Source organism: Micromonospora sp. AMSO31t (assembly GCF_008868175.1).
Classification (GTDB): domain Bacteria; phylum Actinomycetota; class Actinomycetes; order Mycobacteriales; family Micromonosporaceae; genus Micromonospora.
Genome location: NZ_WBKT01000028.1, coordinates 25,116 through 49,865, shown reverse-complemented (window position 1 = coordinate 49,865; position 24,750 = coordinate 25,116). Strand labels below are relative to the sequence as shown.

Sequence of the window (24,750 nt, the reverse complement as noted above, 5' to 3'; positions counted from 1 at the left end):
CGGGCGGGGTCAGGCGGCGGGCCAGTCCTGGGAGGCCAGACGCGGCGAGGCCGCCCCGGGTGGGGCGGCCTCGAGCCAGGAGAGGAAACCGGTGACCGTGGAACGTGCCATGGCGATCTCGACCGGGGCGTGGTTGCTGGTGCAGCGCACGATCACCCAGTCGGCCGGCATGGAGAGCCGTTCCTGGCCCTCGGGCAGTCGGCGCCGCTCCACGGCGAGCGTCTTGCGGGAGAGCACCCGCTTGGGACGCAGGGCGAAGCTGAACATGCGGTACCAGCGGAGTTCGTCGCCGACGAAACGGCCGAAGCCGGGTGACCAGCCTCGGCCGTCGAGGATCGTGGACACCCGGACGCTGAGCCGGATGATGCCACCGCTGCGGGTGAACAGGGCCCGCCGGATGAAGAGGATCAGAAGCGCCGCGGCGATGACCGCTACGCCGATTCCGATCCCTTCCACGATCTCCATCGGCGGGTCGGCTCAGCGGGCCGGAGTGGCCGGGGTGGCGCTCTCGGCGAGGACGGTCACGCCCTCACCGGACACCGACAGGAAACCGCCCGCCACGTCGTACGCGAGCTGCTCGCCGCCGGCCTGCTTGATGCGGACCTGGCTGGGCTCCGCGAGCTGGCCGAGCAGGGGCGCGTGCCCCGGCAGCACACCCAGCTCACCTTCGGTCGTGCGGGCGACGACCATTTCGGCCTCGCCGGACCAGACCTTCTCCTCGACGGCTACGAGCTCGACGTGAAGCTGCTGTGCCACGCTGTCTCCTTGCTGCGGCGGCGGATTGCCGAAAGTCTAGTCGCGCCCCCGGAGCCCACCCAACGCGGGTGGCGAGAGCTGCGCCACGATCACGTCAACGGGCCCCGGCCACCGCCGGGGCCCGTTGGCGCTCACGCTACTTGCTCTTCTGCTTGAAGTCGGGGTGCTCCAGCAGGAACGCGTCGACCTGCTCGTTGTGCAGGGCCGTGAAGAAGTCCTCGGCGGGCGGCAGCAGCCGCTCGCCCTGGTAGCCCCGGCTCGTCTCGACCGGGCCGCCGGGCAGCTTGATCGTCTCGATCGAGTCGGCCCGGATGCCCTTGAGGGCGAGGGCGAAGTCGACCACGCTGTTGCCCCGGCCGTTGAAGACCAGCGACTGGCCGGCCGCGCGGAGCACCCGGTCCAGCTTCACCGGGTTGGCCACCACGTCGGCGCTGAACGCCTGGCTCACCATCGCCTTGACGAACTGCTGCTGGTGCCGCTGCCGGCCGTAGTCGGCGTCGGGCACGCCGTTCTTCGGGTAGCGCTGCCGGACGTAGTCCAGCGCCTGCCAGCCCTTGAGGTGGGCGTTGCCCTTCTTGTAGACGGCCTGCGGGCCGAGGTAGCCCCCGCCGCCCGGCTTGAGCTGGCGCGGCGTGCCGTCCGGCTGCAGGTGCTCGGACTTGACCTCGCGCTCGATGGTCATGTCGACGCCGCCCATGGCGTCGACGATCTTCTTGAAGCCGGTGAAGTTGATGATCGCCCCGGCGTCGAAGCGCTCGATCCCGGTGACCTCCTGCACGGTCCTGGCGAGCAGCTCGAAGCCCTGCGCCGCGCTGGGGTTCTGCCCGGGCACCACGCTGCCGTGCGACATGGCGGCGTTGATCCGGTCGGTGCCGCCGGCGTAGTCGGCCTTGGTGAACTCGGGGATCTCCACCCGCAGGTCGCGCGGGAGCGAGAAGAGGTAGCCCCGGTCCATGCCGGCCGGCACGTGCAGGATCATGATCGAGTCGGCGAGCGGGCGGGCCTTCGCGTTGCGGGGGTCGACGCCCACCAGCAGGATGTTCAGCGGGCCCTTGATGTCGCTCTTCTTCTCCTTGGCCCCGGCTGCCTGGTCACCGAAGAGGTCGCCCTTGCCGACCGCGCCCTCGTAGCGGGCGACCAGCGCGTGGTAGCCCACCAGCACGGAGCCGCTGAGCACCATCATGACGACGCCGAGGATGGTGCAGACCCGGGCCCAGCGCGGCACGCCACGCCACCGGGACCGCTTGCCGCGGTCCGTGCCGGCCTTACCCACGAGCATCTCCAATCGTCACGCCCACGACTGGTAGACGGGCGCACGGATCCGTTTCGTTGCAGAGATCAACGCCCATGATGTGAACGTCGTGTCACGAACGGTACCGCGCGGTATGGCGGACCGCTTGTCCGCGAACCGGGCATCTGGTGACGAGGGGCCGTGAACAGGCAGAGGCCGCCCCGACATCCGTCGGGGCGGCCTCTGTGGAGTGTGATCGGGCTCTCAGCCCTCCATCAGCTCCTTGGCCTTCTTCTCGAGGTCCTCGAGACCGCCGCACATGAAGAACGCCTGCTCGGGGAAGTGGTCGTACTCGCCCTCGCTGATCTTCTTGAACGCCTCGATGGTCTCCTTGATCGGGACCGTCGAGCCCGGCACGCCGGTGAACTGCTCGGCGGCGTAGGTGTTCTGCGACAGGAAGCGCTCGATCCGGCGGGCCCGGCCCACCGTGACCTTGTCCTCCTCGGAGAGCTCCTCGATGCCGAGGATCGCGATGATGTCCTGCAGGTCCTTGTAGCGCTGCAGGATCCGCTTCACCTCGGTGGCGACCTGGAAGTGCTCGGCGCCGACGAACTCCGGGGCGAGGATCCGGGACGAGGACGCCAGCGGGTCCACGGCCGGGTAGATGCCCTTGTCGGAGATCGACCGCTCCAGGTTGGTGGTCGCGTCCAGGTGGGCGAACGTGGTGGCCGGCGCCGGGTCGGTGTAGTCGTCGGCGGGCACGTAGATCGCCTGCATCGAGGTGATGGCCTGGCCCCGGACGGAGGTGATCCGCTCCTGGAGCTCGCCCATCTCGTCGGCCAGGGTCGGCTGGTAACCCACGGCGCTCGGCATGCGGCCGAGCAGCGTGGAGACCTCGGAACCGGCCTGGGTGAAGCGGAAGATGTTGTCGATGAAGAGCAGCACCTCCTGCTTCTTCACGTCGCGGAAGTACTCCGCCATGGTCAGCGCGGAGAGGGCGACCCGCAGCCGGGTGCCCGGCGGCTCGTCCATCTGGCCGTAGACCAGCGCGGTCTTGTCGATGACGCCGGACTCGGTCATCTCGGCGATGAGGTCGTTGCCCTCGCGGGTGCGCTCACCCACGCCGGCGAAGACCGAGGTGCCACCGAAGTTCCGGGCGACACGGGTGATCATCTCCTGGATGAGCACCGTCTTGCCCACGCCCGCGCCGCCGAACAGGCCGATCTTGCCGCCCTTGACGTACGGGGCGAGCAGGTCGATGACCTTGATGCCGGTCTCCAGCATCTCGGTCTTCGGCTCCAGGTCCGCGAAGGCCGGGGCCTTGCGGTGGATGCCCCAGTGGTCGTCGGGCGTGAGCGTCTCGCCCTCGGTGAGGTTGAGGACCTCGCCGATCGCGTTGAACACGTGGCCCTTGACCGCGTCGCCCACCGGCACGGTGATCGGCGAGCCAGTGTCCCGGACCTCGGAGCCGCGGACCAGGCCGTCGGTCGGCTGCATCGAGATGGCGCGGACCATGTTGTCACCCAGGTGCTGGGCGACCTCAAGGGTCAGCGTCTTCTGGCCGCCGGAGAGCGTCACGTCCACGTGCAGGGCGTTGAACAGGGCCGGCATGGCGTCGCGCGGGAACTCGGCGTCGACGACCGGGCCGATGACCCGGACCACGCGACCCGTGGCCGTCTTGGTCTCTACTGGGGCAGTCATCACACTTCACTTCCCGACGCGGCCAGCGCGTTCGCGCCGCCGACGATCTCGCTGATCTCCTGGGTGATCCCGGCCTGGCGGGCCGTGTTCATCTCACGCGTGTACTTCTCGATCATCTCTTCGGCGTTGTCGGTGGCGCTCTTCATCGCACGCCGCCGGGCCGCCGACTCGCTGGCCGCCGACTCGATCAACGCCGCGTAGATCCGCGTGTTGATGTACTTCGGCAGCAGCGCGTCGAGCAGCGCCTCGGCCTCCGGCTCGAACTCGTACGCCGGCAGCAGGCCCTCGGACCGCGGCCGGTCCTCGACCTGCATCGGGCCGATGATCTTCGCGACCGGCGTCTGGGTCATCAGGGACTTGAACTCGGTGTAGACGATGTGCAACTCGTCGATCCCGAGCACCCCGTCCGCCCCGGCGTTGCCCTCCACGTCGTCCGCGCCGGCCGAGAACGCCTTGATCAGCGTCTCGCCCACTTCGCGGGCGTCGGAGAAGCCCGGCTGCTCGGAGAAGCCCGTCCAGCTCGCCGCGATGTCCCGGTTGCGGAACCGGTAGTACGTCACGCCCTTGCGGCCGATGACGTAGAGCACCGGCTCCTTGCCGTCGGCCTGCAGCCGGGCGATCAGCGACTCGGCCGTCCGGATCGCGTTGGTGCTGTAACCACCGGCCAGGCCACGGTCGGCCGTGACGAGCAGGACGCCGGCCCGCCGCACCCGCTCGCGCGGGGTGAGCAGCGGGTGGTCGATCCGCGCGTTCGAGGCCAGCGCCGTGAGCACGCCGGTGATGGCCCTGGCGTACGGAAGCGAAGCCTCCACCCGGGCCTGGGCCTTGGCGATGCGGCTCGTCGCGACGAGCTCCATCGCCTTGGTGATCTTCTTCATCGACTTCGCCGAGCGGATCCGTTGACGAAGAACGCGAACCTGCGCGGCCATCGTCAGCTCTCAGCCGGGCGGTCGGTCGAGCCGTCGCGGAAGCGGGTCACCGTCTCGCGGTTCTCCTCGCCCTCGAGCGGCGCGGCCGGGGCCTCGTTGATCCGGGCCTCGTCCTCCTTGCCCAGGAAGACCTTCTTGAACTCGGTGATGGCCGAGTCCAGCGAGCCGATGATGTCGTCGTCCCACTTGTTGTCGGCGATGCCGGCCAGGACGCCCTCGTGCTTGTGCCGGAGGTACTGGAGGAACTCCGACTCGAAGCGCCGCACCTCGCCCACCGGGATGTCGTCCAGCTTGCCCTCGACGCCGGCCCAGACGGAGACGACCTCCTCCTGCACCGGGTACGGCGAGTAGTTCGGCTGCTTGAGCAGCTCGACCAGGCGGGACCCGCGCTCCAGCTGGGCCCGGGAGGCCCGGTCCAGGTCGGAGGCGAAGGCGGCGAACGCCTCCAGCTCGCGGTACTGGGCCAGGTTGAGCCGCAGCGAGCCGGCGACCTTCCGCATCGGCTTCACCTGCGCGGCGCCACCGACCCGGGAGACCGAGGTGCCGACGTTGATGGCCGGCCGGACGCCCTGGTTGAACAGGTCGGTCTCGAGGAAGATCTGGCCGTCGGTGATGGAGATGACGTTGGTCGGGATGAACGCCGAGATGTCGTTCGCCTTCGTCTCGATGATCGGCAGACCGGTCATCGAGCCGCCGCCCAGCTCGTCGGAGAGCTTCGCGCAGCGCTCCAGCAGCCGGGAGTGCAGGTAGAAGACGTCACCCGGGTAGGCCTCGCGGCCCGGCGGGCGGCGCAGCAGCAGCGACACGGCCCGGTACGCCTCGGCCTGCTTGCTCAGGTCGTCGAAGACGATCAGGACGTGCTTGCCGCCGTACATCCAGTGCTGCCCGATGGACGAGCCGGTGTACGGGGCGATGTACTTGAAGCCGGCCGGGTCGGACGCCGGGGAGGCCACGATGGTGGTGTACTCCATCGCGCCCGCCTCTTCCAGCTGGCCCTTGATCGAAGCGATCGTGGAGGCCTTCTGGCCGATGGCGACGTAGATGCAGCGGACCTGCTTCTTCGGGTCGCCGGAGCGCCAGTTCTCTCGCTGGTTGAGGATGGCGTCCAGGGCGACCGTGGTCTTGCCGGTCTTCCGGTCACCGATGATCAGCTGCCGCTGGCCCCGGCCGATCGGCGTCATGGCGTCGATCGCCTTGATGCCGGTCTGCAGCGGCTCGAAGACCGACTGCCGCGACATCACGTTCGGAGCCTGGAGCTCCAGCTCGCGGTAGCCCTCGTCGGCGATGTCGCCGAGGCCGTCGATCGGCTGGCCGAGCGCGTTGACCACGCGGCCGAGGAACGCGTCGCCGACCGGCACGGAGAGCACCCGGTCGGTGCGCTTGACCCGCTGCCCCTCCTCCAGGTTGGCGGAGTCACCGAGAACGACGACACCGATCTCCCGGACGTCGAGGTTCAGCGCCACGCCGAGCGTGCCGTCCTCGAACTCCAGGAGCTCGTTGGTCTTGGTCGAGGGCAGGCCCTCGACGTGGGCGATGCCGTCACCGGTGTCGGCGACGGTGCCGACCTCCTCGCGGGAGACGTCGGCCGTGTAGGAGGAGACGTAGCGCTCCAGGGCGCCGCGGATCTCCTCCGTCGAGATGGTCAGCTCGGCCATCCTCTGCTTCCTTAAGTATCAGGGGCCCGGGATACCTAGTACCGACCGGTCCGATGGCATCGAATCAGGGCTGCTCAGTCGCTGATCAGCGCTTCGCGAGCGCGTTGCGGGTCTCGTTCAGGCGGCGCAGGACGGTGCCGTCGTACAGGTCGGAACCGACCCGGACACTCACCCCGCCGAGCACGTCGGGGTTCACCGTCTGCTTGACGGACACCTCCCGACCGTACATCTCCGAGAGGCGGGCACCCAGGCGTCGCTCCTCCTCGTCACTCAGCGGAGCCGCCACGGTCACGTACGCGACCTGGCGGTCCCGCCGGTCCGCGGCGAGCTCGACCAGCCGGGTGAGCGCACCGGTGAAGGAGCGTCCCCCGAAGCCGGCGAGCGCGGCCCCGACGAGGTAACCGGTGATCGGCCGGGCCTTGTCGGCGAGCAGTTGGTCGGCCAGGGTGGCCCGCTGCGCGGCAGGGGTCATCTGGTCGGAGAGCACGTTGGACAGCTCCGGGGAGCCGGAGACGACCTGCCCGAAACGGAACAGCTCGTCCTCGACCTCGCCCAGCTCGCCGGCCTTGTCGGCGCTCGCCAGGAGCGCCTCGACGCCCAGCCGCTCGGCGCCGTCGAGCAGTTCCGACGGCGCCGACCAGCGGCCGGAGACCAGCGAGGCGAGCAGGTCGAGCGCGTCGGCGCCGATCTTGCCGCGCAGCATCTCGCCGAGCAGGCCGGCCCGGTCCGACCCGGACCGGGCCGAGTCGGAGAGCGCCCGGCGCAGCCGCGGCTCGCGCCGCAGCAGGGCGGCGACGGAGAGGATGTCGTCGGCGGTGGTGGACACCGCCGACGGCTCCGCGCCGCGGGCGTACTCGTCGAGGCGGTCCGCCGCGACCTTGTACGACTCCCGGCTGGCGGCCTGCATCAGCGGGCCCCCGTGCTCTCGAGACCGCTCAGGAACCGGTCGACGGTGCCCTTGCGACGCGCCTCGTCGGCGAGCGACTCACCGACGATCCGGCTGGCCAGGTCGACCGCGATGGTGCCCACCTCGGTGCGCAGCTCGCGCACGATGGTGGCCCGCTCCGCGGCGAGCTGCTCCTTGCCGGCCGCGATGATCCGGTCGGACTCCTCGCGCGCCTTGGCGAGGATGTCCTGGCGGATGCCCTCGGCGTCGGCCCGGGCGTCGTCGCGGATCTTGGCGGCGTCGGTACGCGCCTCCGCGAGCTGGGCCCGGTACTGCTCGAGCAGCTGGTTCGCCTCGGCCTGGGCGGCCTCGGCGCGCTTGATGCCGCCCTCGATCGCGTCGACCCGGGCCTGGAACGTCTGCTCCATGCGCGGGAAGACGAACTTCATCAGCACGAAGCAGAGCACGATGAAGGCGATGCCACCGACCACGATCTCTTCCCAGGCGGGAATGATCGGGTTGTGGACCGCTTCACCACCCTCAGCGGCGAGGAAGTACATGGGAAACCTCCCGGTCAGAGGGGGTGGATCAGGCGGCGGTGCCGGCCCAGATGAAGCCGAAGGCGATGCCCAGCAGCGCGAGCGCCTCGATGACGGCGAAGCCGATCCAGACGTACGGGAGGGTCATCCGGGACGACTCCGGCTGGCGGGCCGTCGACTGGATGTAGGCCGAGAAGACCAGGCCCACGCCGATGCCCGGGCCGATGGCGGCCAGGCCGTAACCGATGGCAGCGGTGCTGCCCGTTACCTCGGCAAGGATGCTCATTGCGGTTCCTCCTGGTTATCACGCGTGACGGTCACGCGGGACGACAACGGTTGGTGCGAAAGTGTGGATCAGTGCTCTTCGGCGAGCGCACCCTGCACGTAGCTGGCGGTCAGCACCGTGAAGACGTACGCCTGCAGACAGATCACCAGGAACTCGAGGAAGGTCAGCGCGATCGTCATCACCCAGGACAGCACCGAGACCGGCGCCAGCCAGGCGTTGGCGCTGATCATGGCGAAGCCGCCGAGCGTGAAGACCAGCAGGAGCATGTGGCCGGCGAACATGTTCGCGAAGAGACGGACGGCCAGCGAGAACGGCCGGACCAGGAACGTCGAGAAGAACTCGATCGGGATCAGCAGCGGCAGGATGTACCAGGGCGCCGGCGGGATCAGGGAGTTCTTGAAGTACTTGACGAAGCCGTGGTGCCGGATGCCGATCCAGTTGAACATCACGTAGCTGATCACGGCGAGGAAGGCCGGGAACGCGATGTGCGAGTTCGGCGAGATCTGGAAGAACGGGATGATCGCGAACGCGTTGGTCAGCAGGATGAAGCAGAAGAGCGTGGTGAAGTACGGCGCGAACCGCACCCCCGCGTGCCCGATCATGTCGACCGCGATGTTGTTCCGGACGAAGCCGTAGATCGACTCGGCGAACCACTGCTTCTTCGTCGGCACCAGCTTGGGGTTGCGGTAGCTGAGCAGGAAGAACAGGATCAGGACCCCGACGGCCAGCCAGACCATCAGCGTGATCTTGGTGAACCAGTAGTTGTCGTGCGCACCCCAGGGCAGGATGCTGGGCAGGTAGAAGTCCTCCACACTGGGTGGGAATTCCGCCTGGCCCTGAGCCAGGACGTTCGCCTGTCCGAACACCGCGTCCCTTCCTAAGTAGGCGTGCCGAGTCGGCGGACGACCAGGATGATTCCCCCGGCCATGCCGAGCACGACGCCGATCCCGGTGGCGATGCCGCCGAGGTCGAGCCACTGGTCGACCAGCCAGCCGATGAAGCCCCACACGAGCATGCCTCCGATGAGGTAGCTGAGCGCGGTCCAACCCTGGCCGGCACCGGACGGATCGTCGCCCGGGCCGCCAGTGCTGGGGGGTTTCTGGTCACCGGCCATGACGGGGCGAACGATATCAGTCGAGCCGAAGAGGCTGTGCCTCACCCCCCGCACAACCTTGTTGTGTGGGACACGGGCGGGCGAAGTCGTCTGGAGGCACGCTACTCCCCTCCCGCCACTGAGAGAATGACCGATCGTGGACACCCCGGCGTGCCGTCCGCAGGTTGGGACGGATCAGCCGTGGACGCGGCGGGCGTGCACCGTGGCCAGCCACCAGATGTGCACCCCGGTCCAGACCACCACGCCCGCGGCGATGCCCAGGGCGAACGGGACGAGCCCCGGCCAGCCGGTCGACGCGACCAGCACCATCACCCCACCGAGCAGGGTCATCTTGGCGATGTAGACACCCAGCCCGAACGGCAGCACGAGCTGGGGATCCCGGGCGTCCGCCCAGGCCAGCACGACCGTGGTGAGCGTGTAGCTGACGGCGGTGACGGCCACCCCGGCCGCCGCGCCGAGCGCGCCGTCCGCGCCCCGGGCCAGCCCGCCGGCCACCGCCGCCACGGCGGCCATCAGCACCGAGGCGACCACCAGCACCGGCAGGTGGCGCAGCCGCCAGCCCCGGTCCGCGACCGCCTCCGCCGCGCGCGTCCCAGGCTCAGCCACGGGGGTACGCCGGGAAGGCCCCGACCAGCTCGGTCACGTCGCCGGCGATCCGGCCCAGCTCGTCCGCGCCCCCGGTCGACTCCGGGTCGGTGCGCACCGCCCGGGCGATCAGCGTGGCGATCCGGCGCATCTCGCCCTCGCGCATGCCCTGGGTGGTGACGCTCGGCGTGCCGACCCGGATGCCGGAGGCGACCATCGGCTTCTGCGGGTCGTACGGGATGGCGTTCTTGTTCAGCGTGATGCCGGCGGCGTCGCAGCGCGCCTCGGCCGCGGCGCCGGTCACCCCGGTCTCCCGCAGGTCGATCAGGGCCAGGTGGGTGTCGGTGCCGCCGGACACCGGCCGCATGCCCTCGGCTGCGAGGCCGTCGGCGAGCGCCTGGGCGTTGCTGACCACCTGGGAGGCGTACGCCCGGAACTCGGGCTGGGCGGCCTCGCGCAGGGCGACCGCCTTGGCGGCGACCGCGTGCATCAGCGGGCCGCCCTGGGTGAACGGGAAGACGGCCTTGTCGATCCGGGCGGCCAGCGACTCCCGGCAGAGGATCATGCCCCCGCGCGGGCCGCGCAGCACCTTGTGGGTGGTGCAGGTGACCACGTCGGCGTGCGGGACCGGGGAGGGGATCGCCCGGCCGGCGACCAGACCGATGAAGTGCGCCGCGTCCACCATGAGGTAGGCCTCGACCTCGTCGGCGATCGCCCGGAACCGGGCGAAGTCGATGAGCCGCGGGTACGCCGTCGCGCCGCAGATGATGAGCTTCGGCCGGTGCGCCAGGGCCAGGTCGCGCACCTCGTCGTAGTCGATCAGCTCGCTGTCCGGCCGGACGGTGTAGCCAACCGGGTGGAACCACTTGCCGGAGAAGTTCACCCGGCTGCCGTGGGTGAGGTGCCCACCGTGCGGCAGGTCCATGGCCAGCACGGTGTCGCCGGGCTGCACCAGGGCGGCGTACGCGGCCAGGTTGGCGCTCGCGCCGGAGTGCGGCTGGAGGTTGGCGTGCTCGGCGCCGAACAGCTCCTTCGCCCGGGCGATGCCGAGTTCCTCGGCGCGGTCCACCTCGGCGCAGCCGCCGTAGTAGCGGCGGCCCGGGTAGCCCTCGGCGTACTTGTTGGTCAGGGTGGAGCCCAGGGCGGCCAGCACCGCCGGCGAGGTGAGGTTCTCGCTGGCGATCAGTTGCAGGCCGCCGCGCAGCCGCGCCAACTCCCCCAGCACCACCTCGGCGATCTCCGGATCGGCGGCGCTGAGCTGCTGGAAGTCCGGCCCCCAGAAGGTGTCCCTCGCGTTCTCCACAGCGAAGGAGTCTACGGAGCCGCAGACTGGGAGCTGTGAGATGCCTCGTCACCGGCGCCACGGGTTACATCGGCGGCCGCCTCGCGCCCCGGTTGCTGGCCGACGGGCACACCGTCCGCTGCCTGGCCCGCAAGGCGGGAAAGCTGCGCGACGTGCCGTGGGCGTCCCGGGCCGAGATCGCCGAGGGCGACCTGCGCCGGCCGGACACGCTGCCGGCCGCGTTCGAGGGCGTGGACGTGGCGTACTACCTGGTCCACTCGCTCGGCCAGCGAAGCTTCGAGGCGGCCGACCGGGAGGCCGCGGTCAACTTCGCGGCCGCGGCCCGCGCCGCGGGCGTACGCCGGATCGTCTATCTGGGCGGGCCGGAGCCGGCGGCGGACCGCAAGGTCCCGTCGCCGCACCTGCGGTCGCGCGCGGAGGTCGGCCGGATCCTCCTGGACAGCGGGGTGCCGACGGCCGTGCTGCGGGCCGCGGTGATCATCGGGTCCGGCTCCGCCTCCTTCGAGATGCTGCGACACCTGACCGAGCGGCTGCCGGGCATGGTCACCCCGCGCTGGGTGCGTAACCGCATCCAGCCGATCGCCGTCCGCGACGTGCTGCGCTACCTGGTCGGCTGCGTCGACCTGCCGCCCGAGGTGAACCGGGGGTTCGACATCGGCGGCCCGGAGGTGCTCACCTTCCAGCAGATGATGCAGCGGTACGCGCGGGTCGCCGGGCTGCGCCGCCGGGTGATCCTGCCGGTGCGGCCGCTGACCCCGGCGCTCTCCTCCTACTGGGTGGGCTGGGTGACGCCGGTGCCGAACTCGATCGCCCGGCCGCTGGTGGAGAGCCTGGTCCACGAGGCGGTCGCCGGCGAGCACGACATCGCGCGGTACGTGCCGGACCCGCCCGGCGGGCTGACCGGCTTCGACGAGTCGGTCGCCCTGGCGCTGGCGAAGGTCCGCGACGGCCAGGTCGAGACCCGGTGGTCGACGGCGAGCGGGCCGGATGCTCCGGCCGAGCCGCTGCCCAGCGATCCGCAGTGGTCCGGCGGGACGGCGTACAGCGACGTGCGGGATCGGGCGGTGGACGCCCCGACGGCGGCCCTGTGGCGGGTCGTCGAGGGGGTCGGCGGCGAGCACGGCTGGTACTCGTTCCCGCTGGCCTGGTCGGTGCGGGGCTGGCTGGACCGGCTCATCGGCGGGGTGGGGCTGCGCCGGGGCCGGCGCGACCCGCACCGCCTCCAGGTCGGCGAGGCGCTGGACTTCTGGCGGGTCGAGGAGATCGTCCCCGGGGAGCTGCTGCGGCTGCGCGCCGAGATGCGGCTGCCCGGCCGCGCCTGGCTGGAGATGCGGGTCGAGCCGGCCGGCGACGGCCGCAGCCGGTACGTCCAGCGCGCCGTCTTCCTCCCCCACGGCCTCCCCGGCCACCTCTACTGGGCCTCGGTCACCCCGTTCCACGCCGTCATCTTCGGCGGCATGGCCCGCAACATCGCCCGCGGCGCCGAGCGGACCGGTCCCCGCTGACCCCGGCGGTCAGTTGCCGGTGCGCGGGCTGGTGCGCTCGAAGGCCACCGTCTGGCTCGGCGGGACGAAGTCCAGGACAGGCTGGTCGCGCAACGCCCACGCGAGGAGGCGGCCCACGGCCTCGATCTGGCGGACCTGGACCCCGCCGCCCACGGCGTCCCGGGGGTTGTCCGGGTTCGCGGCGATGGTCGCCACGGCGAGCTGCGGCGTGAAGGCGACCACGGTCTCCGTGGCGTTCCGCTCCGAACTGCCGGTCTTGCCGGCCAGCGGCCGGCGCAGCCCCGGCTGGAGCTCCTCGGCGGTGCCGCCGTCGCAGCGGCGGTACATCGACTGGTCACCGACCGGGCAGCGGGCCGCGTCCGTCGCCGCCCGGGCCACCTCGGTGTCGAGCACCTGCCGGCAGTCCGGGTTGCCGGCGGCCACCTTCCGGCCGGTCGGGTCGCTGATCGAGGTGATCGGGGTGGGCCGGCACCAGGTGCCCTCGGCGGCCACCGTGGCGTAGGCGTTGGCCAGGTCGAGCGGGGTGGTGGAGGAGACCCCCAGGGTGAACGGTCCCCAGTTCTTCGCGCCGTCCCGGGCCAGCTTGGCGTCCTCCGGTGAGCGGAACACGATGCCCAGCCGCTGGGCCATCTCCACCACCCGGTCGGCGCCGACCCGCTCGGTCAGCCAGGCGAAGTAGGTGTTCACCGACCGGCCGAACGCGTCCCACATGGTGCGGTCGCCGTCCATCCACGCCGGGTTGGCGTTCTCCGGGCACCAGTGGCCGCCGCAGCTCGCCGGGCCGCCGTCGATCGGGTACCGGGTGACGAAGACGCCGGGAGCGTCGAACTCGGTGTTCAGCGGCAGGCCGGACTCCAGCGCGGCCAGGACGGCGAAGAGCTTGAAGGTCGAGCCGGCCTGGTAGCCCTCGATGCCCGCACCGCCGGCGACCAGCTGGTTGACCGTGTTCGGGTAGTTCTGCCCGGCGGTCGGGTTCGGGGCCACGCTGTAGGCGCGGTTCACCGCCATGGCGAGCACCCGGCCGGTGCCCGGCTGCACCACCGCGGTCGGCGCGGCCCGCTGGTTGGTGTTCGGATAGATCCGCAGCACCTGCTCGATGGCCTTCGCCTGCACGTCCGCGTCGAGGGAGGACACGATCGACCAGCCGCCCCGGCGCAGCGTGCGCTGCCGCTCGTCGACCGTCTTGCCGAAGGCGGGCTGGGCGTTCCACCACTGGGTGAACCAGTCGCAGAAGAAGCCCCAGTCGTTGTGCGCAGCGGGCACCGCGGTGCAGTCGTTCGGGGTGGCGCTGGGCTTGAGGTTGAGCTGCTCGGCCCTGGCCCGGGCGGCGTCCGCCTCGGCCACCTGGCCGGTCTCCACCATCCGGTCCAGCACGTACGCCCGGCGGCCCAGCGCCGAGTCGGCGTCACCGTTGATCGGGTCGTCGGTGTCGGGTGACCGGACCAGCCCGGCGAGCAGCGCCGACTGGGCCAGGGTGAGCTTGGCGGGCGTGGTGGAGAAGTAGCGCTTGCTGGCCGCCGCGATGCCGTACGCGCCGGCGCCGAAGTAGGCGATGTTCAGGTAGCGGCCGAGGATCTCGTCCTTGCTGATCCGGCGTTCCAGGGCCAGCGCGTACCGCATCTCGCGGATCTTGCGGCCGAGGGTGATCTCGGTGGCCCTGGCCCGCTGCTCCTCGGTGAGCCGGGGGTCACCGGCCAGCGCGTTGCGCACGTACTGCATGGTCAGCGTGGAGGCGCCCTGCCGGGTGCCCTCCCGCCGGTTGGCCGTGAAGGCCCGCGCCACGCCGCGCACGTCGACGCCGTGGTGCTGGTAGAACCGGACGTCCTCGGCGGCCACGATGGCCTGGCGCATCACGGGCGCCACCTCGCCGACCGGCACGTCCACCCGGTCCTCGGTGTAGAACGAGGTGATCAGCGTGCGGCCGTCGCTGGCGTAGAGGTTGGAACGCTGGGCCGGCTGCGGCGTCTTCAGCGACTCCGGCAGCGCGGCGTAGGGCATCAGGTTCTTGAAGCCGAGCCCGAAGACGAGCGCCGCCGGCAGCGCGGCGGCGGCCAGGGCCAGTCCGGCGAGTACGCCGGCGAGCAGGACGGTGAACAGCTTGTTGAGATGGGCCCGGTTCATCAGCTCTCCCCGCAGGAGCCGGCCGTACAGACCCGTTCAGAATGACCGGAATCGGCGGTTTAACCGCCATCTTCGGCGAAACGCGCAGGAAGTTCGCGAGAAAGGATGAACCTCAGGGGAGCAGCGCGGCGGCCAGCGGCTGGACGGTCTCCTCGATCTCGTCGGCCACCCGGCTGAAGCACTGGTCGCCGCGACCCCAGGGGTCGTCGAGGTCGTCGGTGGGCAGCGCGGTCGTGCCCTGCCGGGCCGAGTCCGCCGCCACCACCAGCGCCACGCCCCGGGCGTATACCGCGTCGGGGGTGGCCTCCACCGGAGGCAGCCCGGCCCGGTCCAGCGCGCCGAGCAGCCGGCCGAACTCACCCAGCACGAAGGTCCGCCCAGCCGCGTCCGGGCGCAGCGCCACCACGTACTCGTGCTGGTCGGCGGTGGCGGTGAGGACCAGGTCGGCGGCGTCGATGAGGTCGGAGCGGAGCCGGCGGGCAGCAAACCCGTCCACCGCGCCGCCGCGCGAGGTCACCTGCCGGGCGGCCGGCGGGTTCATCTCCTCGCCGGCGTGCCAGCCGCCGGTGCCGGCGCTGTGGCTGTGCACCAGCTCGTCGGAGCGGGCCGGGTCGGCGCCCAGCCGGCCCAACCTCTCCCGGACGGCCAGCACCAGCAGGCGCTCGGCCATCGGGGACCGGCAGATGTTGCCCATGCAGACGTGCAGCACGGTGAACGGCGGCACTCAGACCCCCCGCTCGTCGAGGATGTCCGACACCACGTCGCGCAGCTTCTCCAGCGTCACCGCGCCCTGGCGCAGCACGCGGGGCACCTCGCCGGTCAGGTCGACGATGGTGCTCGGCACCGGGTCGAGCGCCGGGCCGGCCTCCAGGTAGGCGCGGACGCCGTAACCGAGCTGGTCGCGGGCCTCCTCGGCGGTGAGCGCCGCGGGCTGGCCCACCTTGTTGGCCGAGGCCACCGCCATGGGCCCGGTCTCGCGCAGCACCTCCAGGGCCACCGGATGCAGCGGCATCCGCACCGCCACCGTGCCGCTGGAGTCGCCCAGGTCCCAGGCCAGGCTCGGCGAGTGCTCCACCACGATGGTCAGCGCGCCCGGCCAGAACGCCTCGACCAGCTCGCGGGCCGAGCGGGGCAGCGAGAAGACCAGGCCGTCGAGGGTGTGCCGGGAACCGATCAGCACCGGCGGCGCCTGCCGCGCGCCGCCCTTGGCGTCCGCGAGGGCCTTGACCGCGTACGGGGTGAAGGCGTCGGCGCCGACGCCGTAGACCGTGTCGGTCGGCAGGACGACGAGTTCCCCGTTCTTGACCGCCTCGATGGCCGCCTCGATGCCGCGGTCCCGGTCTGCCGGCGACCGGCAGTCGTAGAGCATCACGAGGAGCCAGTCTGCCACGCCGGGGCGGCGTCGGCGTGCTGGCCGTCCGCCCGGCGGGACGCGGTCGCCCAGCGGGGCCGCCCGACGAGGTCACGGTGCTCCTCGACCCGCTCGTACCGGCCGTCGGCGGCGAGCAGCGCGGGCACCGCCGTGGCGTGGGTGTCGTCGTGCTCGACGCCGAGCACGCCGCCGGGGCGCAGCAGCGTGGCGGCCCGGCCCACCACCGGGCGGATCACGTCCAGCCCGTCCGCGCCGCCGAACACCGCCTCGTCCGGGTCGTGGCCGGCCACCTCGGGGGCCACCACCACCGACCGGGGCACGTACGGCGGGTTGCAGAGCAGTACGTCGACCCGGCCCACCAGGTCGGCCAGGAGCGCGGGATCGGTCACGTCGGCGGCGACCACCTCGATCGGCCGGTCCCCGGCCGCGGCCCGCCCGGCGGCGTTGCGCCGCAGCCAGTCCAGCGCCGCCGGGGACCGTTCCACGGCCACCACCCGCGCCGACGGCAGCTCCTGGGCGACGGCCAGGGCGATCGCGCCGGACCCGCTGCACAGGTCCACGACCAGCGGGGCGGCCGACCGGCCCGCCTGCGCGATCCCCCAGCCGGCGAGCAGTTCGGTCTCCGGCCGGGGCACGAAGACGCCCGGGCCGACCGCCAGCTCCAGGTGGCGGAAGCCGGCGGTGCCGGTGAGGTGCTGGAGCGGTTCCCGGGCGACCCGCCGCTCGACCAGCGTGTCGAGGCGGTCGCGCTGCGCCGGGGTGAAGCCGTCGGCCAGCGCCAGCCGGCCGCGCGGCACGTCCAGCACGTACGCGGCCAGCTGCTCCGCCTCGGCGCGGGCCGCCTCCACACCCGCCGCGGCCAGGGCGCGGGCGGCCCGGGCGACCACCAGTGAGGGGCGCTCGCGTTCTGACCCTTTGGACGGGTGTTGCGGGAGGGAGGTCACGACATAATCATGAAGCGTCGCGGGTCACCTCACGAGCGGGTGCGTCCGGGAGCACACCGACAGGAGGTCGCGAGTGGGCTGGCTCGACCGGGTCGAGGACCAGGTTGACGCCCTCCGGCGCGCCCGGGCGTTGCAGGAGGTCAGCCGCTCGGCGGAGGCGTGCGCGCTGCTGGACCGGGTCATCCGCACCACCGGCGACCCGTGCGCGCGGGCGGACGCCCTGGTGCAGCGCCTCTCCGCGCTGATCAATCTCGGTCGCACGGCGGAGTTCACCCGGGCCATCGAGGACGCCTCCGCCGCCGTCAGGGACCTGGCCGAGCCCTACCTGCACGGGCACCTCAACGCCCTCGCCGCGCTCGCCGCGCACCACCAGGGCGCGCTGGACCGCTGCGTCACCCACCTGGTCCGATCGGCGCGGGCGCTGGGCGCCGACGACGACCCGGACCGGGACACCGCCTGGGGCTGGCACGACCTGGCGATGGCCTACTCCTACCTGAGCTTCCACGGCCACGCGCTCGGCGCGATCGAACGCGCCCGGCAGGTGGGGCTGACCGCCGGCATCCCCGAGGAGACCTTCGCGGCGCCCGGCATCCGGCTGCGCAACGCGGTGGCGCTGGACCACAACGGCGACAGCGACGGCTGCCTGCGGGTGCTCCGCGACGTGGCCGGCGACCTGGCCCGGTTCCTGCGCCGCGGGCGCGCCGGCAGCCTCCGGCCGAGCAGCCTGGCCGCCTACGGCTACGCGGCGGCCCGCCGGGCGGCGCTCGGCGACCGGGTGGACTCCGGCGGGGACGCCGACCCGGCCCGGCTGCTCGGGCACGGCGGGGACAGCGCCCGCGCCCGCGACCTGCGCCAGCTCGGCCAGGTCTGCCTGGCCGTCGCCGAGGGCCGGCCGATCGAGGCGGTCACCCGGCTGGACACCATCCGGGTCTCCGACGAGACGCTCGGCGCCGCCGAGGCGCCCCGGCTACGCAGCGTCGCGCTCACCCGGGCCGGTGACCACGCCGCCGCGCACCGGGCCGACCGGCACGCGTTCCGACTGGCCGCGCAGCGCAGCGACCGGCTGCGGGACGTCTACATCGACGGCATCGCCGCCCGGATCGACCACGAGGAGATGCGCCGCGAGGCCGCGCGCTACGAGGGCGAGGCCCTCACCGACCCGCTCACCGGGCTGCCGAACCGGCGCCGGCTGGAGCGCTACATCGGCGCGGTGGTGGCCCGGGGCGAGCGGGTGGTGATCGCCGTCTGCGACCTCGACGGGTTCAAGGCCGTCAACACCCGGCACGGGCACCACTCCGGCGACCTGGTGCTGCAACGCATCGCCGGGGTGATCAACCGGGTGATGCGGCGGGGCGACTTCGTGTCCCGCTACGGCGGGGACGAGTTCGTCGTGGTGCTGCCGGAGACCGGCATGGCGGAGGCGGCCGAGGTGGCCCGGCGGATCCAGGCCGCCGTGCACACCGAGGACTGGGAGTCGCTGGTCCCCGGCACCCCGGTCGGCGTGAGCATCGGCTTCGCCGAGGTCGACGGGGGCGCCGGGATGAGCGTCCGGGAGGCGCTGGGCGCCGCCTTCGAGCTGGCCGACCGGGAGATGCTGCGCGCCAAGGACCGCCTGCGCGCCTCCTGAGCGCGGGGCGCCCGGCCCCGGGTCAGCGCCGGGCCAGCTCGGTTTCGCCGGCCAGCCGGGCGGCGCGGTCGGCCTCACCCAGGGCGTCGAGCACCCCGTCCAGCTCGCCCGCCAGCGCCAGGTCGAGGTTGTACGCCGTGTAGCCGATCCGGTGGTCGGTGATCCGGTTCTGCGGGAAGTTGTAGGTGCGGATCCGCTCCGACCGGTCCACGGTGCGCACCTGCGCCTTGCGCGCGTCCGAGGCGGCCGCGTCGGCCTGCTCCTGAGCCGCGGCGAGCAGCCGGGCCCGCAGGATCCGCATGGCCTGCTCGCGGTTCTGCAGCTGCGACTTCTCGTTCTGGCAGGACACCACGATGCCGGTGGGCACGTGGGTGATCCGGACCGCCGAGTCGGTGGTGTTGACCGACTGGCCGCCCGGCCCGGACGAGCGGAACACGTCGATCCGCAGGTCGTTCGGGTCGATGGTGACGTCCACGTCCTCGGCCTCGGGCAGCACGAGGACGCCGGCCGCGCTGGTGTGGATCCGGCCCTGCGACTCGGTGACCGGGACGCGCTGCACCCGGTGCACGCCGCCCTCCCACTTGAGCCGGGACCAGACCCCGTTGCCGCCCTCCGGCACGCCCTTGGTCTTGATCGCCAGGGAGACGTCCTTGACCCCGCCGAGGTCGGAGTCCTGCGCGTCGATCACCTCGGTTACCCAGCCGCGCCGCTCGGCGTAGCGGGTGTACATCCGCAGCAGGTCGCCGGCGAACAGCGCCGACTCCTCGCCGCCCTCGCCGGCCTTGATCTCGACGATGACGTCCTTGGCGTCGTGGGGGTCGCGCGGGATGAGCAGCTCGGCCAGCCGCTCCTCCAGCGCCGGCAGGGACGCCGCGATGGCGTCGGCCTCGGCGGCGAAGGCCGGGTCCTCGGCGGCCAGCTCGCGGGCGGCGGCCAGGTCGGCCCGCGCCTCCTCCAGCTCGCCGGCGGCCTTGTGCAGCGGGACCAGCTCCGCGTAGCGCCGGCCGACCCGCCGGGCGGTGCCCTGGTCGGCGTGGATGGCGGGGTCGGCCAGCCGCCGCTCCAGCTCGGCGTACTCGTCGAGGAGGGCGGCCAGGCGCTCACTGCTCATGCTGCGGATGCTCCTTCGACGACAACGACGACGACCGGGCGGGGCCGGGCGGAAACGGGCAAAAACGGACGAACGCCCGCGCCCGGCACGGAGCCGGACACGGGCGTCGTCGACGGAGCTACTTGGCCTTCTTGGCCTGAACCTTGGCGTACTTCTGCTGGAACTTCGCGACCCGACCGGCGGTGTCCAGCACGCGCTGCTTGCCCGTGTAGAACGGGTGGCAGGCGCTGCAGGTCTCGACGCTGATCGAACCGCCCTTGGCGGTGCTGCGGGTCGTGAACGTGTTGCCGCAGGAGCAGCGGACCTCGGTGGTCACGTACTCCGGGTGGATGTTGGGCTTCATGTCGCCTCGGTCCTTTCGTCGGTGGTCGCCGGGTCGCCGTCGTGCTCCCCGTCGTCACGACGGGCTCGGGCGTGAACCGGAACCGGTGGCCGATTGACCAGTGTGCCATGGGCTTCCACCGACCCGTCGAGCGGGCCGCACACCAGGTCCGGCAGACGCAACGCTCACCTCCCCGTACGCATTCCCGCCCGTCCCGCGGGCATTCGTGGAGACTGCAGAGGCATGAACGGGAGGTACGGGATGTTCCGCCTGATCGCCACCCGCGGGCTGCCCGCCTCCGGCAAGACCACCTTCGCCCGGCGGCTCCAGCCCGGCGTGGTCCGGGTCAACCGCGACGACCTGCGCCGGATGATGCACGGCGAGCGGCTCTTCACCCAGTGGGCCGAGGGGCAGGTCACCCGGGCGCAGCGGGCCCAGGTGGAGACGCTGCTGGCGGCCCGGGTGAGTGTCTGCGTCGACGACACCAACCTGCGCTCGCGCACCCTGCGGGACTGGGCCGAGCTGGCCGCCCGGTACGGCGCGGCGTTCGAGGTGCACGACTTCACCGACGTCCCGCTGGAGGAGTGCCTGCGCCGGGACGCCGCGCGCCCCGAGGTGGACCGGGTCGGCGAGGCCGCGATCCGCCGGCTGCACGAGCGCTACCTGGCGAACCGCCCGTTACCGCTGCCGGTGCCGACCGCACCGACCGGCAGCCCGGCCCGGGTCGAGCGGGAGGCCGCCGAGCGCCCCGACATCGTGCTTGTCGACATCGACGGCACGGTGGCGTTGACCGTGTCGCGCAGCCCGTACGACATGACCCGGGTCGGCGAGGACGCGCCGAACGAGGCGGTGATCGCGGCGGTGCGGGCCATGCACGCGGCCGGGCACGGGGTGGTCTTCTGCTCGGGCCGGGACGCCTCGGCCCGGGCCGACACGGAGGCCTGGCTGGCCCGGCACGTCCGGGTGCCCTACCTGGCGCTGCACCTGCGGGCGGTCGGCGACCACCGCAAGGACGCCGTCGTCAAGCGGGAGATCTACGAGCGGGAGATCAAGGACCGGTACCGGGTGGTCGGGGTCTTCGACGACCGGCAGCAGGTGGTCCGGATGTGGCGCTCACTCGACCTGACGGTCTTCCAGGTCGCCGAGGGCGACTTCTGACGCGCGCCCGCCGGCGGGCTCCTCCCCCAGGTCGAGGAGCCCGCCGGCGGGGCGTCAGGCGGCGGGCGCCTCCGCCGCCGTGAGGGTCACCGCCGCCTCGGCGCGGATGCCGTTGACGGTGACCACGAGCAGCACCCGCCCGCCGGGGCGCAGCGCGGTCAGCCGCCCGGTCGCCGGGTCGAACCGGGCCACGTGCCAGGGCTTCACCCCGCCGGCGCCGCCGATGAGCAGGTTCGGCGAGCCGGACCAGTCGGCGCTGACCGGGGCGGCCACCGGGACGGTACGGCCACCGGGCTGGGTGAGCGTGGCCGTGACGGTGGCCGGGGCGCCGACCGCGACCTCGGCCGGGGCGGCCAGGGCGAGCCGGTCGACGTGGGCGTGGAACTCCGCCGCGACCCAGCGCGGGCCCTCGGCGAGCGGGTCCCGCCGGGCCCGCTCCGCCTCCTGCCGGGTCACCGGGTCGACCCCGAACTCGGTCCAGCCGGTGAAGCCGCCGAGCTGGGGCGGGGTGGACGGGTCCTTGCCCGAGTTGCCGTTGATCACGTACGGCACGCCGTCCACCCGGTCGGCGTGGAAGGTGCCGACGTGCCCGTTGACCATGAGCGCGCCCTTGCCCGTGCGGTGCTGGAAGTCGGCCAGCCACTGCTCCACGAGGGCGGCCTCCTTCCGGTCACCGAGCTGGCTGGCCTTGGCCGGGCTGGGATCGCGGGGCGGGTGGTGGAAGAGCACGGTGACCGAGCCGACCGCCGGGTCCGCGGCCGCCGCGTCGAGCGCCTTCCGCAGCAGCTCCACCTGGTCGAACCCGCCGCCGCGCAGGGACCCGGTGGCCGTGCTCAGCGTGAGGAAGCGGGTGCCCCGGTGGTCGAAGACCCGCGAGGTGTCACCGAACACGCTCCGGAAGTTGTCGATCGGCGCGCCCATGATCTCGTGGTTGCCGGGGACGTAGTAGTACGGCAGCTCGCCGCCCAGCTCCTCGTCCAGGATCCGCTTGGCCAGCGCGAAGTCCGCCGGGTAGGCGGTGTCCACGAAGTCCCCGTCGATGACCAGGAAGTCGGGCTTCGCCGCACGGATCTCGCGGAGCGTGCGGCGGGCCTGGGCGACCAGGTCGCTGTCCGGGTTCGCGGCCACGAACTGGGCGTCGGACATGACGGCGAAGCGCCAGGGCGCCCCGTCCACCGTGCCGTCGCGCAGCACCACCCGGTCGGTGACGTTCGGCTCCTCCGGCGCCTGCACCGTCGGGGGCACCCGGGCCACCAGGTCGTCGATGACGACCTCGCTCCGGTACTGCTTGGCCGGGTCGGTCTCGGCCACGTAGAACCGGCGTACCCGCACGGGGTACTGCACGCCGGGCGGGACGGTGAACTCGACGTAGCGCCAGCCGGTCCAGGTCAGGTACGGGCCGCGCAGCACGAACTGGGTGTCCTGGGCGTCGTGCAGGTGCAGGCTGGGCCACTCCCCGGTGCCGTTGCCCTTGATCCACATGCCGAACGCCTGCGGCTGGCCGGGCACGTCGATCCAGGCCGGCGGGTCCGCGTACGCGGCGCGGGTGCCGGTGGACTGGCCGAAGTCGTACGACATCTTCAGGCCGGTGCCGGTGTGCCCCTCGGCCGGGGCGACCGCCCCGCTGGCCCGCGCCTGGCTGAACTTCCAGGAGGCGGCGTCGTCGAAGCCGGCCACCGGCACGTCGGTGAGCCCGACGGTGACCGGGAGCACGGTGGTCTTCGCGCCGACCCGGACGGTCACCAGCGCCGAGCCGGTGCCGCCGAGCGCCGTGACCGACAGGTTGCCGTCGGCCGTGGGGGTGACGGTGAGCAGGTCGTGGTCGTACTCCAGTTTCAGGTCGGCCGGTTCGATCGGCGCGGTGTTGCCCTCCGCGTCGTAGCCGACCACGCCGAACAGGCCGGTGTCGCCCTGCTGGTTGAGGCCGAGCCGGTCCACCGTGGAGTCGACGCGCTCCAGCGGGCCGAGCACGGTCAGGTCGAGCGTGCCGCGCGCCGCTCCGCGCCAGGCCGTGACGGTGCTGTGCCCGGCCTTGCCGGCCCGGAACACGCCGTCGTCCACGGTGCCCTGGGCGGCCGGGTTGGCCCGCCAGCGCGGCGTTCCGGCGGCCGGCCCGTACGTCTCGTCGTAGCCCGCCGCGGTGAGCCGGCGGGTGAGGCCGGGGAAGACCCGGTCGGGGCGGCCGCCCCGGATCGGGGCGACGCCCGGCGCGGCCGTCGGGTCGCTGGCGGTCTCCAGCCAGTAGCCGGTGAGCCGGCCGCTGCCCTGCGGGGCGTAGATGGCCAGGCCGTTCGGCACCGGCCGCTCGCTGCCGTCGGAGGGGCTGTTCTCCACCTGGACCGCCGCCGCGCCCGGCTCCCGGGCCAGCAGGGTGGAGGAGCCGCCGCCGTCGAGGTTGAGCGCGCTCCACGCGCCCAGCTCGACCATCATCCGGCCCATCTCGGTCTGGGTGACGCCCCGGCTGTCCACCTGCCGGCCGTCCACCGTCAGCATGATCATCCGGCGGCCGTCGGCGGAGAAGCCAACCGACGTGCGCGGGGCCAGGCTGTCGTCGGCGATGGTCTGCACCACGCCGTCGCGGACCAGCACACTGCCGCCGCCGACGGCGGCGCGCGGGCTGCTCCCGTCGGACGCCTTCGGCCGCCAGGTCAGGTTGACCGGGTCGCCGGGGCGCAGCGCGGCGAGCGCGTCCGCGCCGGCCTCACGGCCGAGGACGACCGAGGTCCCGGCCGGGATGGGGCCCTCCCCCGCCGTGGTGGCCACGGTCGCGACCCGGCCGCCGGTCACCGTCACCTCGACCACCCGCGCGGCGCCCTCGACGGCCCGCTTGCGGGTGTACGCCCCCCAGAGCGGGGTGAAGACGCCCACGCCGCCCGGCTGCACCATGTTGTTGAACTGGGTCAGCGGCACCGGCCCGGCCGGCAGGGCGGCGGTGCCCTCGAAGCCGACCTGGACGACCCGGCCGATCCCTTCGGCGCTGACCGCGGCGGCGTTGGTGTGGCCGGCCACCGGCGACTGCACCAGCTCTCCGGAGCGGATGCCGATGCCCTGCGCGGCGCCGGAGGCGTTGATGTCGAAGAAGTCGCCGTTGACGGCGGCCACCGCCCGGGAGCGGTCCACCGCCGCGCGCAGCGGCTCGTCGCGGGTGACCGCGCCGGAGTTGACGTAGTCGACGGTGACGCCACCGGAGAGGTCGGCCGTGAGGGCGTCGGCCCGCAACCAGCCGTCGGCGTCGTACCGGTCGAAGGAGGTCAGGTCGAGTCCGGGGGCGACCGGACGGGTGGTCTTCGCGGTCTCCAGGCCACCGGCCGGCTCCACGCCGGCCTCGCCGGCGAGGGCGACCGCGGAGTCGGGACGGGAGGAGGCGGCGGGCGCGTCCTCGGCCGGGGTGTGCGGCTGGGCCACGGCCGCCGCCGCACCGGGCGGGACCGGAGCGGTGAGGGTGAGCAGCGGCGTCAGCAGCAGGACGCCGGCGAGACGGGCGGATCGACTGCGGATTCGCATGGACCACAGTCAACCCGAGACTGAACAGAAGTTTCAATACCCTCCGGCTTAACCGAAGAAAAACTTCACGGCTCCCCCGCCCGGGTACGCGAAGAGGGGCA

Annotated in this window: 23 protein-coding genes; 3 read left to right on the top strand and 20 right to left on the bottom strand. The window is 72.6% G+C overall.

The annotated features are described in order from the left end of the window. Positions 1–9: 9 nt before the first annotated feature. From F8274_RS09615 to glyA, 13 genes are all read right to left on the bottom strand, one after another. On the bottom strand, positions 10–465 hold the full coding sequence (locus F8274_RS09615) for a DUF2550 domain-containing protein (protein ID WP_151461937.1): 456 nt from the start codon (positions 463–465) through the stop codon (positions 10–12). Positions 466–477: 12 nt separating this feature from the next. Then, positions 478–756: a F0F1 ATP synthase subunit epsilon gene (locus tag F8274_RS09610; protein WP_091318756.1), complete on the bottom strand. Its 279-nt coding sequence runs from the start codon at positions 754–756 to the stop codon at positions 478–480. A gap of 136 nt (positions 757–892) precedes the next feature. Further along, positions 893–2,035, bottom strand: a complete 1,143-nt coding sequence (locus F8274_RS09605; protein WP_151461936.1) for an LCP family protein — start codon at positions 2,033–2,035, stop codon at positions 893–895. 216 nt (positions 2,036–2,251) lie between these two features. Then, positions 2,252–3,688, bottom strand: coding sequence for a F0F1 ATP synthase subunit beta (gene atpD, locus F8274_RS09600; protein ID WP_151461935.1), 1,437 nt, complete (start codon positions 3,686–3,688; stop codon positions 2,252–2,254). Further along, positions 3,688–4,617, bottom strand: a complete 930-nt coding sequence (locus F8274_RS09595) for a F0F1 ATP synthase subunit gamma (RefSeq protein ID WP_151461934.1) — start codon at positions 4,615–4,617, stop codon at positions 3,688–3,690. The genes atpD and F8274_RS09595 overlap by 1 nt, the downstream gene beginning before the upstream one ends. A gap of 2 nt (positions 4,618–4,619) precedes the next feature. Then, positions 4,620–6,272 carry a F0F1 ATP synthase subunit alpha gene (gene atpA, locus F8274_RS09590; RefSeq protein WP_151461933.1) on the bottom strand — a complete coding sequence of 551 codons (1,653 nt, stop codon included), beginning with the start codon at positions 6,270–6,272 and terminating at the stop codon, positions 4,620–4,622. An 85-nt stretch (positions 6,273–6,357) separates the two neighbouring features. Then, complete coding sequence (locus tag F8274_RS09585) at positions 6,358–7,179, bottom strand: F0F1 ATP synthase subunit delta (RefSeq protein ID WP_151461932.1); 822 nt, start codon at positions 7,177–7,179, stop codon at positions 6,358–6,360. Beyond that, entirely contained in the window at positions 7,179–7,718 is a 540-nt protein-coding gene (locus tag F8274_RS09580; RefSeq protein WP_151461931.1) for a F0F1 ATP synthase subunit B, read from the bottom strand. The genes F8274_RS09585 and F8274_RS09580 overlap by 1 nt, the downstream gene beginning before the upstream one ends. A gap of 28 nt (positions 7,719–7,746) precedes the next feature. Then, positions 7,747–7,983 (bottom strand): F0F1 ATP synthase subunit C, encoded by a 237-nt coding sequence (locus tag F8274_RS09575; RefSeq protein WP_151461930.1) that lies wholly within the window; start codon positions 7,981–7,983, stop codon positions 7,747–7,749. 68 nt (positions 7,984–8,051) lie between these two features. Next, positions 8,052–8,849, bottom strand: coding sequence for a F0F1 ATP synthase subunit A (gene atpB, locus F8274_RS09570; RefSeq protein WP_151461929.1), 798 nt, complete (start codon positions 8,847–8,849; stop codon positions 8,052–8,054). An 11-nt stretch (positions 8,850–8,860) separates the two neighbouring features. Continuing rightward, the gene (locus F8274_RS09565) at positions 8,861–9,097 is read right to left on the bottom strand and encodes a hypothetical protein (RefSeq protein ID WP_151461928.1); all 237 of its coding nucleotides are present in this window, start codon (positions 9,095–9,097) and stop codon (positions 8,861–8,863) included. A 174-nt stretch (positions 9,098–9,271) separates the two neighbouring features. Continuing rightward, entirely contained in the window at positions 9,272–9,703 is a 432-nt protein-coding gene (locus tag F8274_RS09560; protein ID WP_151461927.1) for a hypothetical protein, read from the bottom strand. Next, positions 9,696–10,985, bottom strand: coding sequence for a serine hydroxymethyltransferase (gene glyA / locus F8274_RS09555; protein WP_151461926.1), 1,290 nt, complete (start codon positions 10,983–10,985; stop codon positions 9,696–9,698). Before glyA ends, F8274_RS09560 begins: the two co-directional genes overlap by 8 nt. Before the next feature lie 35 nt (positions 10,986–11,020). On the opposite strand from glyA, the gene F8274_RS09550 reads away from it, so the two are divergent. Next, complete coding sequence (locus F8274_RS09550; protein ID WP_151461925.1) at positions 11,021–12,490, top strand: SDR family oxidoreductase; 1,470 nt, start codon at positions 11,021–11,023, stop codon at positions 12,488–12,490. Between the two features lie 9 nt (positions 12,491–12,499). Here F8274_RS09550 and F8274_RS09545 read toward each other — a convergent pair whose 3' ends face one another. From F8274_RS09545 to prmC, 4 genes are all read right to left on the bottom strand, one after another. Further along, positions 12,500–14,611, bottom strand: coding sequence for a transglycosylase domain-containing protein (locus F8274_RS09545; protein ID WP_151461924.1), 2,112 nt, complete (start codon positions 14,609–14,611; stop codon positions 12,500–12,502). 112 nt (positions 14,612–14,723) lie between these two features. Further along, complete coding sequence (locus F8274_RS09540; protein ID WP_151461923.1) at positions 14,724–15,335, bottom strand: phosphotyrosine protein phosphatase; 612 nt, start codon at positions 15,333–15,335, stop codon at positions 14,724–14,726. After that, positions 15,336–15,980 carry an L-threonylcarbamoyladenylate synthase gene (locus tag F8274_RS09535; RefSeq protein WP_151461941.1) on the bottom strand — a complete coding sequence of 215 codons (645 nt, stop codon included), beginning with the start codon at positions 15,978–15,980 and terminating at the stop codon, positions 15,336–15,338. Next, on the bottom strand, positions 15,980–16,927 hold the full coding sequence (gene prmC / locus F8274_RS09530; RefSeq protein WP_192579766.1) for a peptide chain release factor N(5)-glutamine methyltransferase: 948 nt from the start codon (positions 16,925–16,927) through the stop codon (positions 15,980–15,982). The genes F8274_RS09535 and prmC overlap by 1 nt, the downstream gene beginning before the upstream one ends. A gap of 73 nt (positions 16,928–17,000) precedes the next feature. Here prmC and F8274_RS09525 point away from each other — a divergent pair, with 73 nt between their 5' ends. Continuing rightward, positions 17,001–18,554: a diguanylate cyclase gene (locus F8274_RS09525; RefSeq protein WP_151461922.1), complete on the top strand. Its 1,554-nt coding sequence runs from the start codon at positions 17,001–17,003 to the stop codon at positions 18,552–18,554. 22 nt (positions 18,555–18,576) lie between these two features. Here F8274_RS09525 and prfA read toward each other — a convergent pair whose 3' ends face one another. Both prfA and rpmE read right to left on the bottom strand, forming a co-directional pair. Then, positions 18,577–19,665: a peptide chain release factor 1 gene (prfA, locus tag F8274_RS09520; RefSeq protein WP_151461921.1), complete on the bottom strand. Its 1,089-nt coding sequence runs from the start codon at positions 19,663–19,665 to the stop codon at positions 18,577–18,579. 118 nt (positions 19,666–19,783) lie between these two features. Next, positions 19,784–20,008, bottom strand: a complete 225-nt coding sequence (gene rpmE / locus F8274_RS09515) for a 50S ribosomal protein L31 (RefSeq protein WP_091262200.1) — start codon at positions 20,006–20,008, stop codon at positions 19,784–19,786. Between the two features lie 222 nt (positions 20,009–20,230). Between rpmE and F8274_RS09510 the strand changes: the two genes are divergently transcribed. Further along, positions 20,231–21,145 (top strand): AAA family ATPase, encoded by a 915-nt coding sequence (locus F8274_RS09510; RefSeq protein ID WP_225853696.1) that lies wholly within the window; start codon positions 20,231–20,233, stop codon positions 21,143–21,145. 54 nt (positions 21,146–21,199) lie between these two features. Here F8274_RS09510 and F8274_RS09505 read toward each other — a convergent pair whose 3' ends face one another. Continuing rightward, a complete protein-coding gene (locus F8274_RS09505) occupies positions 21,200–24,649 on the bottom strand; it encodes a phosphodiester glycosidase family protein (RefSeq protein ID WP_151461920.1) in 3,450 nt (1,149 codons plus the stop codon). Positions 24,650–24,750 lie beyond the last annotated feature (101 nt).

Bases quoted from the DNA above. Each gene is read 5' to 3' on its own strand.
- F8274_RS09615 (WP_151461937.1), bottom strand. From the start codon at position 465: ATGGAGATCGTGGAAGGGATCGGAATCGGCGTAGCGGTCATCGCCGCG.
- F8274_RS09605 (WP_151461936.1), bottom strand. From the start codon at position 2,035: ATGCTCGTGGGTAAGGCCGGCACGGACCGCGGCAAGCGGTCCCGGTGG.
- atpD (WP_151461935.1), bottom strand. From the start codon at position 3,688: ATGACTGCCCCAGTAGAGACCAAGACGGCCACGGGTCGCGTGGTCCGG.
- F8274_RS09595 (WP_151461934.1), bottom strand. From the start codon at position 4,617: ATGGCCGCGCAGGTTCGCGTTCTTCGTCAACGGATCCGCTCGGCGAAG.
- atpA (WP_151461933.1), bottom strand. From the start codon at position 6,272: ATGGCCGAGCTGACCATCTCGACGGAGGAGATCCGCGGCGCCCTGGAG.
- F8274_RS09585 (WP_151461932.1), bottom strand. From the start codon at position 7,179: ATGCAGGCCGCCAGCCGGGAGTCGTACAAGGTCGCGGCGGACCGCCTC.
- F8274_RS09580 (WP_151461931.1), bottom strand. From the start codon at position 7,718: ATGTACTTCCTCGCCGCTGAGGGTGGTGAAGCGGTCCACAACCCGATC.
- F8274_RS09575 (WP_151461930.1), bottom strand. From the start codon at position 7,983: ATGAGCATCCTTGCCGAGGTAACGGGCAGCACCGCTGCCATCGGTTAC.
- F8274_RS09565 (WP_151461928.1), bottom strand. From the start codon at position 9,097: ATGGCCGGTGACCAGAAACCCCCCAGCACTGGCGGCCCGGGCGACGAT.
- F8274_RS09545 (WP_151461924.1), bottom strand. From the start codon at position 14,611: ATGAACCGGGCCCATCTCAACAAGCTGTTCACCGTCCTGCTCGCCGGC.
- F8274_RS09535 (WP_151461941.1), bottom strand. From the start codon at position 15,980: ATGCTCTACGACTGCCGGTCGCCGGCAGACCGGGACCGCGGCATCGAG.
- prfA (WP_151461921.1), bottom strand. From the start codon at position 19,665: ATGAGCAGTGAGCGCCTGGCCGCCCTCCTCGACGAGTACGCCGAGCTG.
- rpmE (WP_091262200.1), bottom strand. From the start codon at position 20,008: ATGAAGCCCAACATCCACCCGGAGTACGTGACCACCGAGGTCCGCTGC.
- F8274_RS09510 (WP_225853696.1), top strand. From the start codon at position 20,231: ATGAACGGGAGGTACGGGATGTTCCGCCTGATCGCCACCCGCGGGCTG.
- F8274_RS09505 (WP_151461920.1), bottom strand. From the start codon at position 24,649: ATGCGAATCCGCAGTCGATCCGCCCGTCTCGCCGGCGTCCTGCTGCTG.